The organism is Megasphaera sp. An286, from assembly GCF_002163455.1.
GTDB lineage: Bacteria > Bacillota > Negativicutes > Veillonellales > Megasphaeraceae > Megasphaera > Megasphaera stantonii.
In genome coordinates this window covers 98599-110828 of record NZ_NFIY01000006.1, presented here as the reverse complement: position 1 = coordinate 110828, position 12230 = coordinate 98599, and the positions used below count along the sequence as shown (strand labels likewise).

At 55.4% G+C, this 12230-nt stretch carries 10 protein-coding genes; all 10 read left to right on the top strand.

The features are described from left to right. Nucleotides 1–396: 396 nt before the first annotated feature. Nucleotides 397–1332, top strand: coding sequence for a penicillin-binding transpeptidase domain-containing protein (locus B5F80_RS04585; RefSeq protein WP_087477644.1), 936 nt, complete (start codon nucleotides 397–399; stop codon nucleotides 1330–1332). An 89-nt stretch (nucleotides 1333–1421) separates the two neighbouring features. Then, nucleotides 1422–2135: an orotidine-5'-phosphate decarboxylase gene (gene pyrF, locus B5F80_RS04580; RefSeq protein WP_087477643.1), complete on the top strand. Its 714-nt coding sequence runs from the start codon at nucleotides 1422–1424 to the stop codon at nucleotides 2133–2135. Between the two features lie 4 nt (nucleotides 2136–2139). Continuing rightward, nucleotides 2140–2727 (top strand): orotate phosphoribosyltransferase, encoded by a 588-nt coding sequence (gene pyrE / locus B5F80_RS04575; RefSeq protein WP_087477642.1) that lies wholly within the window; start codon nucleotides 2140–2142, stop codon nucleotides 2725–2727. Between the two features lie 18 nt (nucleotides 2728–2745). After that, complete coding sequence (locus tag B5F80_RS04570; protein WP_087477641.1) at nucleotides 2746–3684, top strand: hypothetical protein; 939 nt, start codon at nucleotides 2746–2748, stop codon at nucleotides 3682–3684. A 123-nt stretch (nucleotides 3685–3807) separates the two neighbouring features. Then, nucleotides 3808–4707 (top strand): EamA family transporter, encoded by a 900-nt coding sequence (locus B5F80_RS04565; RefSeq protein WP_087477640.1) that lies wholly within the window; start codon nucleotides 3808–3810, stop codon nucleotides 4705–4707. Nucleotides 4708–4733: 26 nt separating this feature from the next. After that, complete coding sequence (locus tag B5F80_RS04560) at nucleotides 4734–5255, top strand: copper amine oxidase N-terminal domain-containing protein (protein ID WP_087477639.1); 522 nt, start codon at nucleotides 4734–4736, stop codon at nucleotides 5253–5255. Nucleotides 5256–5513: 258 nt separating this feature from the next. Continuing rightward, nucleotides 5514–6458 carry an aspartate carbamoyltransferase catalytic subunit gene (locus B5F80_RS04555; RefSeq protein WP_087477638.1) on the top strand — a complete coding sequence of 315 codons (945 nt, stop codon included), beginning with the start codon at nucleotides 5514–5516 and terminating at the stop codon, nucleotides 6456–6458. After that, nucleotides 6442–7731 (top strand): dihydroorotase, encoded by a 1290-nt coding sequence (locus tag B5F80_RS04550; RefSeq protein WP_087477637.1) that lies wholly within the window; start codon nucleotides 6442–6444, stop codon nucleotides 7729–7731. Before B5F80_RS04555 ends, B5F80_RS04550 begins: the two co-directional genes overlap by 17 nt. Next, the gene (carA, locus tag B5F80_RS04545; RefSeq protein ID WP_087477636.1) at nucleotides 7728–8786 is read left to right on the top strand and encodes a glutamine-hydrolyzing carbamoyl-phosphate synthase small subunit; all 1059 of its coding nucleotides are present in this window, start codon (nucleotides 7728–7730) and stop codon (nucleotides 8784–8786) included. Before B5F80_RS04550 ends, carA begins: the two co-directional genes overlap by 4 nt. 1 nt (nucleotide 8787) lies before the next feature. Further along, nucleotides 8788–11994 carry a carbamoyl-phosphate synthase large subunit gene (gene carB / locus B5F80_RS04540; protein ID WP_087477635.1) on the top strand — a complete coding sequence of 1069 codons (3207 nt, stop codon included), beginning with the start codon at nucleotides 8788–8790 and terminating at the stop codon, nucleotides 11992–11994. Nucleotides 11995–12230 lie beyond the last annotated feature (236 nt).

Sequence of the window (12230 nt, the reverse complement as noted above, 5' to 3'; positions counted from 1 at the left end):
CCTGGGAGGATAGGAAGCCGCTGATTACAAAAAGAGAGCAGTGCATTGGCACTGCTCTCTTTTTGCATACAACGACCTCCCATCTACCCAGGGCAAGCCCTGGGATAAGTAGCGAACCTCGTTTGAAGGAGTGCGAAGCACGACGCGCAAACTTGTGCGAATCGCTTATGTCGGGTCCTTGCGCAAACAGAATATGTTAGAAGAAATATTCATGTGTGCAGACCCGACTGATAGGTGCGACGACTGCTAGCAGGAGACGTATACGATATGTATGCGTTCTTTTTTTGTATATGTGCGGCTTCCTATCCTTCCGAAAAAGGGTTCTGTTCTACACGCCGCGAACTTTTGAATCAGGAACAAAAGCTACACCATTACTAAGGAGGCAATAAAAAACAAATGCAGACGAACATATTTAAAAGATTTTTCGTTTTCATATGCTGCCTAACGGCAATACTCTTTTCCGCAGGCGTCAGCCGTACCGTAGCAGAAACGACGGTGGAAATCAATTTGCAGGAGTATTTCGACGGCGTAAACGGCACGGCTATTTTTTATTATCCCGAGTCCGACACTTATGCCGTATACCAAAAAGAGCTCAGCGAAAAACGCTCATCGCCCTGCTCGACTTTCAAAATTTTCTCTACCTACGTCGGGTTAGATATGGGCGTAATTCAGATGAATGATTCCGTGCGGACATGGAACGGGACGGTGTACTGGTATGAGCCGTGGAATCGCGATATTGGATTGCCCGACGCTTTTCGGCAGTCCTGCGTCTGGTATTACCGGCAAGTCATAGACGATATAGGACAGCCTGTAATGCAGGCCCATATCGACGAGATGAATTATGGCAACAGGGATATTTCCGATTGGCAGGGCGATTTAAATGAGGGAGAGCCCTTGGCTGAGCTGAAAGGATTTTGGCTGGAGTCGTCCTTAAAAATATCTCCGAAGGAACAAATTCAAGTGCTGCGGCGCATTATGGAACATCCGGAGAAGGGCGAGCTTGCCAATACGTTGAAGCTGCTGATGCTGACGAGGGACGACGCGGCGACGGGATTGAAGGTGTACGGCAAGACCGGTTTTGGGCGAGTCGATGGAAAAAATACGGACGCCTGGTTTGTCGGGCTATATGAAAGAGACGGAAAGACGGCGTATTTTGCCCTGCGCCTGGATGACCCGGACAACCCGAGGGCTACGAGCGATAAGGCTAAGGCGATTGCCTTGTCGATTATCGACGACATGGACGGGAATGCTCTTTTCGCCGAAGTGCGGCGGATTTCGGATTCCGGAACTACTGCCGCAAAAGCCGCGTTCCCAGGTGGAAAAGTAAATTGACAGGTATGGTAAAACGTGACATAATTAATTAGATATGCCCATGCAGTATGGGGCTTATGCAGTTTATTTTTTTGCGCGGAGGGTTACGAATGGCAGATAATCGCATTATAACGGCTTTAGACGTACATTCTTTAGACGACATGAAGAAGCTTGTCGAATCGTTGGGAGACAGCGTTTCCTTCTATAAAGTCGGCATGGAATTATTTTACAGCGCCGGTCCGGACGCTGTTCGCTATTTGAAGGACCAGGGAAAGCACGTGTTCCTCGATTTGAAGGTACACGACATTCCGAATACGGTAGGCCAGAGCATTCGCGCCTTGACCCGGCTGGGAGCCGATCTCATGACCCTTCACGGCACAGGCGGCAGGGCGATGATGGAAGCTGCTGCGGAAGCCGTCCGCGACGAGGCGGAAAAGCTGGGCATCGAACGGCCCCGCTTGCTGGCCGTCACGGTTCTGACCAGCATCGACGAAGCGTGCTGGGAAGAAATCGGCGGAAAATATACGATTGCCGAAACGGTTCTCCGCCTGGCTAAGCTGGCGAAGGAAGCTGGTATCGACGGCACCGTTTCGTCGCCGTATGAAGCGAAGGCCATCCGCGAAATGAACGGTTCCGATTTCCTCATCGTTACGCCGGGCATTCGCCCGTCCTTCGCCGTCGCCAACGACCAGAAGCGGTTTACGACGCCGCGGCAGGCGCTGCAGGACGGCGCGTCCCACTTAGTCATCGGACGGCCCATTACGAAGGCTGATGAACCGCGGGAAGCCGTTCGCAAAATATTAGAAGAAATCCAGGGGGTATAGCATCATGATGACAGAAGCAGAAGTAAGACAGTTATTAGTAGACACGAAAGCCGTATTGGAAGGCCATTTCTTATTGACGTCGGGCCTTCACAGCCCGCTGTACGTTGAAAAGTTCAACGTCCTCCAGCATCCGGAATATACGGAAAAGCTCTGCAAGGAATTGGCAGAACGGTTTAAGGACAAAAATGTCCAGACCGTCATGGGGCCGATGACCGGCGGCATCTTGCTGGCTCATGAAGTCGGCAAGGCCTTAGGCACGCGGGCCATCTTTACGGAACGGGAAAAAGGCGTCATGACGCTGCGCCGCGGCTTCCGCATCGAACCGGGCGAACGCGTCCTCATCGTAGAAGACATCGTCACGACGGGCGGTTCCGTACAGGAAGTCGTCAACGTCGTTAAACAAGCCGGCGGCGTCATCGTCGGCGTCGGCCTCCTCGTAGACCGCAGCGGCGGCAAGGCCGAATTCGGCGTGCCGAAGGAAGACGTACAGGCCCTGCTTCACTTGACCGTTCCTACGTATCAGCCCGACGACTGCCCGTTGTGCAAGGAAGGCCTTCCCATGACGGAACGGGGCAGCCACCATTTGAAATAAGAAGCAGGAGAGGTCAGAATGGATATCTTTTCAGTAATTCTACCGTTTTTGATGTATGGCCTGATGTCTGCCGTATTTGCCCGCTTCACAGGCATCAACATGAGCATGTACCTGCTCATGATCTTCCTGTACATGGGGGCGAAGCCCGGCGAGACCATCGTCGCCATGCTGTTGTTTAATACCTTTACCTACTTTACGGTGTATTCGCAGCAGCACGTCATGACGATGAAGACCTTCATCATCTTCCCGGGAGTCAAGTTTATCATCCCGCTGGTGATTACCCTGGGATTGGCGCTGCTCAGCCCGTTTTTGGGCATCGTCTTCTTTGTCGTCGTCTTCCTGCTGGAAATCTTCGCTAAGATTTATACCAGCATGAATAAGAAGATTCGTCCGACGAAGCAGCAGCTCGTGCAGATGAGCGCCGTCGCCAGCGTATGCGTCCTCGTCGGCGTCTTCGTCATTCAGTTTATTCCCGAGCAGTACTACTACCTCGTCGCCGGCGTGGCTATTTTGCTGCTGACGGTACTGATGTGGATTGCCGGCGACCGCCGCAGGCTGGAATCGCAGTGGGACGGCATTTTATACGCTTCGACCTTTATTACCGGCCTGGTCGGCATCGACGCGACGGACTGGCTCATGAGCATGCGCCGCGCCAACCAGTCGATGCTGGCGCGCTGCTATCCCATCGTCATCAACGCGGCGTCCATCGTCGGCTTGATCCTGGCTTATGGGATGTACCGGTATTTCTCCGTAGGCGCGTTGTTCGCGACGATCGGCGCGTCCATCGGTATCCGCTTCTTCGGCGTGCCGGAATACAGCGAACGAGGCGTCTTCTCGCGGGTGACCATCGCCCTGGCTATCGTGGCGGCGCTGATCTTTTTGATTTCCCAGCCCCAGCCGACGGGCATCTTAGCCGTTCCTGTTTCGAACGAAAGCGGCGGGCTGCTTCATTTCTAATCGTATATAGATGTATGAAACACAGTAATTTCTTCATGAAGTTGCTGTGTTTTCTTTTTGCGCCGACTGGATAAGGAGCACTCTCTGTGTTACAATTACAGGCAAGGAGAAAGGAGCGGTACTATGGCTAAGCGCAGCATGATGCGCGGTTATCTTTGTTCCGGCGGCGGAGCGATTATCTGGGGCATGTCGGGGACGGCCGGACAGTATTTGCTGAGCCGTTACGGCGTCGATCCCTTTTGGCTGACCAGCATCCGCATGGTTTGCGCCGGACTGGTATTGACCCTGCTGGCCGGCAGGGAATACAAGACGATGCTGAATATCTTGAGGAATAAAAAGGATTGCATCTCGATGCTGGGATACAGTCTGATGGGGCTCCTGCTCAGCCAGGTGTCGTTCCTCAAGTGCATTCAATACTCGAACGCCGGCACGGCGGGGATTTTGCAGACCCTGAGCGTCGTCATGATGGCGGTCATCGTCTGCCTGCGGACGCGGCGTCTTCCCGACTTCCGCGAAGGCCTGTCCATCGTCTTGGCTCTCGTCGGCGTCGTTCTCATTGCGACGCACGGCGATTTATCCCGGATGGCCCTGTCGCCGGAAGGGCTGCAATGGGGGCTGGCGGCGGCCGTGGCGACGGTATGCTATTCCTTTTTGGCGCAGAATCTGGTCTGGAAATGGGGCAGCGTGCCGGTCAACGCGCTGAGCCTTCTCGTCGGCGGAACGCTGTTTTCGCTGTTTATCCAGCCCTGGAATACGCCGTCTGTATTAGATACGGCGGGATATATCATCTTTGCCGCTATTATCTTAATCGGCACGGACTTGACCTTTATCTTATTTCTGCGGGGCGTCGGGGACATAGGCCCGATTAAGGCCACGCTCATCGGTACGCTGGAGCCTGTCTCGGCATCCGTCGTTTCCGCCCTGGTACTGGGGACTGTATTTTATATTCCCGAATTAATCGGGTTCGTCTGCGTTCTCATGACGGTGTTCTTAGTCATGGCCCGGCAGCATGTCGGGGGATAGCAGGAAATCTCAAGGAGGGATATGCTATGAGACTACATTATATAGCTGGCTTGGCGTTCTGCCTGCTCTGCGCGGCCCCGGCCGGCGCGGCGGATACGGCGGCAGAATCGATGCAGCCGGCCCTTACGGTGCAAACGTCCGGCCAGATCTTGCCGGAGTATACGATTCTTATCGGCCGGAACAGCGCCCAGACGCCTCTTACGGCCCCAGTGTATGAGAAAAACGGCGTGCTCATGGTGCCCCTTCGTCCCGTAGCGGAGCAGCTGGGCTATACTGTTGCCTGGGATGAAGAAAAACAGTGCGCCTTTATCGAGGCGAATACGGTCTACATGCACCTCTATCCCGGCGTCGATATGTACGAGCGCATCGGCTCGCTGAAGACGGTGAACCTGAATCACATTTACCAATACGGTATCGGGCCGGAAAACGTCGAGGGCATGCTGTATGTACCGGCCAAGCTGTTTGAAGCCTTTTTTAACGACGTGTTTATCGAGGAAGGCAGCCTGGTCATTGCGCCGCAGGAAGTATACCTGCACAGGGCGCCTTGAGATGCGCCGGGAGAGGCCGACTCTAAATCAGCCTTATAGGTAGATAAAAAAATCTTGACTTTATAGGAATGGGTAGATACAATAATAAGAGAGAATAGACTGTCGGTCCAGAGAGGCCGGGTTATTCATCACCATATTTATGACTGTACCTTTAATATAGTCCAGAGAGGCTAAAAAGGGACATATGTTTGCCATGCATGCGATATGGATATGACCTTTGCCTTTCGGCAAAGGTCTTTTTTTATAAGGAGGATTCCAATGGCTAGTATCCAAGGAAAAAGCCTGTTAGGGCTGCAAGGAGTACCAAAAGAAGAAATTGAATTGATACTGCGAGTAGCAAAGAAGATGAAGGCTGTCGTCAACAGCGGCGATAAGAAGCTGTCGCTGCTCAAGGGCAAGTCCGTCGTCAACATGTTCTGGGAACCGAGCACGCGTACGCGCGGCTCCTTTGAAATGGCGGCAAAATATTTAGGCGCCGACGTCATCAACTTTACACCCCGCGGCAGCTCTATTCAGAAGGGCGAAAGCTTCCGCGACACGCTGCTTACCGTTACGGCTATGGGCGTAGACGCCATCGTCATGCGGCAGAAGCAGGAAGGCTCTCCCTGGTTTGCCCGCCGATGCGTCGACCCGATCATCATCAATGCCGGCGACGGTGCGCACGAGCATCCGACGCAGGGCCTTCTCGACTTGTTTACCATTCAGGAAGCGAAGGGCCGTATTGACGGGCTGAAAGTCGTCATCGTCGGCGATATCGACCACGGCCGCGTAGCCCGTTCCAATATTTACGGCCTGCAGACCATGGGCGCCGACGTACACCTCGTCGGTCCCCGCACGCTGCTCCAGCCGGAGCTGGAATCCATGGGCGTCACCGTGCACTACAACCTGGAAGAAGCCATTCAGGACGCCGACGTCATCAATGTTCTCCGCATTCAGAAGGAACGGCAGGGCATCGGGTTCTTCCCCAGCGCCGGCGAATACAATTCCCTCTTCGGTATCAACCGGAAGCGCCTGGCCCTGGCAAAGGACGACGTCCTGGTCATGCATCCCGGCCCGATGAACCGCGGCATTGAAATCGACACGGATACGTGCTACAGCGACCATTCGGCAATTCAGGAACAGGTTAAAAACGGCGTGTCCGTCCGGATGGCAGTTCTGTATTTGACAATCATAGGAGGCGATGACGTTGACATTACTCGTTAAAGGCGGCAGGGTAGTCAACCCGGCTGTACAGCAAGATGAAATATGCGATATCCTCATTGAAGACGGCAAGATCAAAGCCGTAGGATCGAATCTTCCGGCAGAAGGCGCCGAAGTATACGACGCGTCGGGCTTGGTCGTAGCGCCGGGCTTTATCGACATGCACGTCCATCTCCGCCAGCCCGGCCAGTCGGCGAAGGAAACCATCGCGACGGGCACGAGAGCCGCGGCGGCCGGCGGTATTACCCGCGTCGCGACGATGCCCAACACCAGCCCGGTCATCGACAAGGCCATCATCGTAGAAGGCCTGAAATATAAAGTAGCGAAAGAAGGCGTCGTCAAGGTCGAAGTCATCGGCGCGATTTCCAAGAACCTGGAAGGCCAGGAGCTGTCCGGCATGGGCGGCATGGTCAAAGCCGGCGTCGTCGCCTTTTCCGACGACGGCCGCTTTGTCGAAAACTCCGACTTCATGCGCAAGGCGATGGAATACGCCAGCATGTTCGACAAGGTAATCATCGACCACTGCGAAGAAACGGAACTCGTCGCCGGCGGCAATATGCACGAAGGCGTCGTGTCCAATCAGCTGGGCATTAAGGGCCGTCCGGCCGTCGCCGAAGACATTGCCGTCGCCCGCGATATCCTGCTGGCCGAAGCGACGGGCACGCCCGTTCACATCGCCCACATCAGCACGAAGAACGCCGTCGACATGGTACGGCAGGCCAAGAAAAAAGGCCTCCGCGTCACGGCGGAAGCGACGCCCCAGCACATGATCCTGACGGACGAAGCAATTCGCTCCTTTGAAACGCGCTTTAAGGTCAACCCGCCCCTGCGCTCGGACGACCACCGCGCCGCCGTCGTAGAAGGTTTGAAGGACGGCACGATCGACGCCATCGTCACGGACCACGCGCCTCACGAATGGGAAGAAAAGGACCAGGAATTCAACCTGGCTCCCAGCGGCTTTGTAGGTCTCGAAACGAGCGTCGGCGCCGTGCTGACCTACTTGTATCATACGGGCGAAGTCGACCTCATGACGATCGTCAACGCCATGTCTACGGCTCAGGCCAAGATCCTGCGCCTCGACGCCGGCGTCATCGCTCCGGGAAAAGACGCAGACCTGACGATTCTCGACCTCGACAAGGAATGGACTGTAGACGCATCGGCGTTCTACTCCAAAGGCAAAGCATCGCCCTTTGATGAAATGATATTTAAAGGAAAGGCCGTAGCGACAGTCGTCGACGGCGCCTTTGTAATGAAAGATGGGGAGGTCTTACGATGAAAGGAATTCTCATATTAGAGAATGGACAGAAATTTTACGGCCAGATGCTGATGAGCGAACCGGCTGTCGGCGAAGTCGTATTTAATACGGGCATGACGGGCTATCAGGAAACCTTTACGGACCCGTCCTATGCCGGCCAGATCATTACGATGACCTACCCGCTGATCGGCAACTACGGCTTGTTCCACGAAATCGAACAGGCCGACCGTCCCTATGCGGCGGGCTTCGTCGTCGGCGAGCTCTGCGATGCGCCGAGCAACTGGCAGAACGAAGGCGAGCTGGCGACGTTCATCCGGACCCATCATATTCCCTGCCTGTACGGCGTCGACACCCGCGCCGTTACGCGGGCGATCCGCAGCCACGGCGTCATGAAGGGGGTCATCGTTCCCGAAACGATGAGCGAAAGTGCTGTCAAGGAACTGTTTGACACGCCTTTGGAAACGCAGCTCGTCCGCCGCGTCACGACGCGGGACATCAAGCACATGGGCAGCGGCAAATTCCACGTCGCCGTCATGGACTACGGCGCGAAGACCAACATCCTCCGCGATTTGGTCCGCAACGGCTGCCGCCTGACGATTTTCCCGGCGGAAACGAAGGCCGAAGACGTACTGGCCATCAATCCCGACGGCATTTTCCTCAGCAACGGCCCCGGCGACCCGAAGGACGTTCCCTACGTCGTAGAAGAAGTCAAGAAACTCATCGGCAAGAAGCCTATCTTCGGCATTTGCCTCGGCCTGCAGATGCTGGGCCTGGCGCTGGGCGGCAAGAGCCGCAAGCTGACCTTCGGCCATCGCGGCGCCAACCATCCGGTCAAGGATATCCGCACGAACCGCGTATACATTACGTCGCAGAACCACGGCTACGTCATCGACGAAGCGTCCCTGCCGGACAACGTCGTCATTACGCACCGCAACCTGCACGACAATACGCTGGAAGGCTTCGAAGTGCCGGAACAACATATCATGTGTGTGCAGTACCATCCGGAAGCTTCGCCGGGACCGACTGATAACTTGTATTTATTTGAACAATTTATCAAGATGATGGAGGAAAATTAACATGATAGAAGGATTGAAGAAAGTTCTCGTTATCGGATCCGGCCCTATCATTATCGGCCAGGCCGCAGAATTTGACTATGCCGGCACGCAGGCTTGCCGGGCTTTGAAGGAAGAAGGCCTGGAAGTCGTCCTCATCAACAGCAACCCGGCGACGATTATGACGGACGAAGATATTGCCGACCGCGTATATATCGAACCGATTTCCCTTGATTACGTGACGGAAGTCATTGAAAAAGAACGTCCCGACGGACTGTTGGCGACCCTGGGCGGCCAGGTCGGCCTGAACATGGCCGTCGAACTGGCGAACGCCGGCGTGCTGGAAAAATACAACGTAACATTGCTGGGCACCCACCTTTCGGCTATTAAGGAAGCGGAAGACCGCGAGCTCTTTAAGGAAGCCATGAAGGACATCAACCAGCCCGTGCCGGAAAGCGACATCTTTGAAGACGTCCAGTCGGCCATCGATTTCGCCGATAAAATCGGCTACCCGATCATCGTCCGTCCGGCCTTTACTCTCGGCGGCACGGGCGGCGGCATCGCCCACGACGAAGACGAGCTGTTCATGATCGCGACCCGCGGCATCAAGCTCAGCCCGATCAACCAGATCCTCGTCGAACGGTCCGTTGCCGGCTGGAAAGAAATCGAATACGAAGTCATGCGCGATAAAGCGGACAACTGCATCATCGTCTGCAACATGGAAAACATCGACCCCGTCGGCGTTCATACGGGCGACTCCATCGTCGTCGCGCCGAGCCAGACACTGAACGACTTGCAGTACCAGATGCTGCGCACGGCGTCTCTGGCCATCATCCGCCGCCTGAAAATCGAAGGGGGCTGCAACGTACAGTACGCCCTCGACCCGAACAGCAACCAGTACTACGTCATCGAAGTAAACCCCCGCGTCAGCCGTTCGTCGGCCCTGGCTTCCAAGGCAACGGGCTATCCCATCGCCAAGGTTGCGGCGAAAGTCGCCACAGGCCTGACGCTGGACCAGATTACCAACGCCGTTACGGGCAAGACGACGGCCTGCTTCGAACCGACCCTCGACTACTGCGTCGTCAAGTTCCCCCGCTGGCCCTTCGAAAAATTTGCCTTGGCCGACAAGACCCTGGGAACGCAGATGAAGGCTACCGGCGAAGTCATGGCCTTAGACCGCTGCTTTGAAGGGGCTCTCCTCAAGGCTGTCCGTTCCCTGGAAATCGGCGTGAACTACCTGACGCTGAAAAAGCTGGAAAGCAAATCCCTCATCGAAATCGCCGAGCTCCTGCAGAAGCAGGACGACGAACGGCTCTTCGTCGTCACCCAGGCTCTGCGCCTCGGCCTCAGCGAAGAAAAGATTCACTATATTACGGGCTACGACATGTGGTTCCTCAGCAAGCTGAAGAACATCGTCGACCTGGAAGAAGCCTTGAAGAAACAGGGCCTTACGGAAGACAACGTCCGGCTGGCTAAACGGTACAGCATGCCCGATGCGGTCATTGCCGGATTCGTCGGCAAATCGGAAGACGAAGTATGGGCCTTCCGTCAGGAAAAGGGCATTACGCCGACCTTCAAGATGGTCGACACCTGCGCCGCCGAATTTGAAGCGGCTACGCCGTACTACTATTCCTGCTACGCCGCCGAAGACGAAGTCAAGCCCCTGGGCGACAAGAGCGTCGTCGTTCTCGGCTCCGGCCCGATCCGCATCGGCCAGGGCATCGAATTCGACTATTGCTCCGTCCACTCTGCCTGGGCGCTGCGCAAGGCCGGCATGAACAGCATCATCGTCAACAACAACCCAGAAACGGTAAGTACGGACTTCGATACGTCCGACAGCCTGTACTTTGAACCGCTGACCGTAGAAGACGTCATGGCCGTCATCGACAAGGAAAAGCCCGTCGGCGTCATCTGCCAGTTCGGCGGCCAGACGGCTATCAACCTGGCGGCTCCTCTGGCAAAACGGGGCGTCAAGGTCCTCGGCACGTCCGTCGAAGGCATGGACCGGGCCGAAGACCGCGAACGGTTTGACGAAGTCTTGGCGAAGCTGAACATTCCCCGTCCTGACGGCCGCATCGCCACCAGCGACAGCGAAGCCATGAGGGTTTCGCAGGAATTGGAATTCCCCCTCATCGTCCGTCCGTCTTACGTTCTCGGCGGCCGGGCCATGGAAATCGTATATAATGAAAAAGAACTGGAACGGTACCTGCGCGAAGCCGTTATCGCCTCGCCGGACCATCCGATCCTTATCGACGAATACATGACGGGCCGCGAAGTCGAAGTCGACGCCGTTGCCGACGGCACGGACGTCTTCATCCCCGGCATTATGGAACAGGTCGAACGGGCCGGCGTCCATTCGGGCGACTCCATCGCCGTCTATCCGCCGCAGCACCTTGACCAGGAAATGATCGACCAGATCGTCGACTACACGACGCGCATTTCCCTGGAACTGCAGGTCAAAGGCGCCGTCAACATCCAGTTCGTCGTATCGAAGGGCAAGCTGTACATCATCGAAGTAAATCCTCGTTCGAGCCGTACCGTTCCCTTCCTGAGCAAGGTAACGCACTTCCCCATCGTCGAAGTCGCGACGCGCATCGCCCTGGGCGAAACGCTGAAAGACATGGGCTACGGCAGCGGCCTCATGCCGGCTAAGGGCCACGTCGCCGCCAAAGCGCCTGTATTCTCCTTCAGCAAGATCGGCCTGGCGGAAATCGCCCTTGGGCCGGAAATGAAATCGACAGGCGAAGTCATGGGTATCGGCAAGACCTATTCCGAAGCCCTGTACAAAGCCGTCAACGGCGCGAAGATGCGTATCCCCGCCGGCGGCACGATTCTCGTCACCGTCGCCGACCGCGATAAGGAAGAAGCCCTGCAGCTGGCTCACGGCTTCAAGGAACTGGGCTACCACATCATCGCTACGGAAGGCACGGGCCAGTACTTCAACGACCACGGCATGCCCGTCGACGTCGTCCGCAAGATTCATGAAAGCGGGCAGAACATTGCGACGCTCATCCGCAACGGCAAGATCGACTTGGTCGTCAATACGCTGACCTTCGGCAAGCATCCCGAACGGGACGGCTTCAACCTGCGCCGCATGGCCGTCGAGCTGGCCGTTCCCTGCCTGACGTCTCTCGATACGGCCCGCGAGGTCCTGCGCGTTTTCGCCAATAAAGGCAAAAACGACGGCTATCATCACGTCGCTGCCTTGCAGGATTACGACATGGATCGTTAAAAAATATGCGTTAAGACAGATTACATATACAGACCGCAGAAACTTGGAAACAGGTTCCTGCGGTCTTTTGTTTCCTTTTTACAGAAATTCTTGAGAAAATACGAAAAAATATAACAAATCGCGTGTATTTTCTGTGAGAATGGAGGCCAACAGGTTATTTTTATGTAAAAAATCCTGCATAAATCTTGACAAACTATTAAAATGCAATTATAATGAATAAAAATTCATCAAAACGC

What these genes read in the sequence shown, in the direction of transcription:
- B5F80_RS04560 (WP_087477639.1), top strand. Translation starts at nt 4,734, where the DNA reads ATGAGACTACATTATATAGCTGGCTTGGCGTTCTGCCTGCTCTGCGCG.
- B5F80_RS04570 (WP_087477641.1), top strand. Translation starts at nt 2,746, where the DNA reads ATGGATATCTTTTCAGTAATTCTACCGTTTTTGATGTATGGCCTGATG.
- B5F80_RS04585 (WP_087477644.1), top strand. Translation starts at nt 397, where the DNA reads ATGCAGACGAACATATTTAAAAGATTTTTCGTTTTCATATGCTGCCTA.
- pyrE (WP_087477642.1), top strand. Translation starts at nt 2,140, where the DNA reads ATGATGACAGAAGCAGAAGTAAGACAGTTATTAGTAGACACGAAAGCC.
- B5F80_RS04565 (WP_087477640.1), top strand. Translation starts at nt 3,808, where the DNA reads ATGGCTAAGCGCAGCATGATGCGCGGTTATCTTTGTTCCGGCGGCGGA.
- carA (WP_087477636.1), top strand. Translation starts at nt 7,728, where the DNA reads ATGAAAGGAATTCTCATATTAGAGAATGGACAGAAATTTTACGGCCAG.
- pyrF (WP_087477643.1), top strand. Translation starts at nt 1,422, where the DNA reads ATGGCAGATAATCGCATTATAACGGCTTTAGACGTACATTCTTTAGAC.
- carB (WP_087477635.1), top strand. Translation starts at nt 8,788, where the DNA reads ATGATAGAAGGATTGAAGAAAGTTCTCGTTATCGGATCCGGCCCTATC.
- B5F80_RS04555 (WP_087477638.1), top strand. Translation starts at nt 5,514, where the DNA reads ATGGCTAGTATCCAAGGAAAAAGCCTGTTAGGGCTGCAAGGAGTACCA.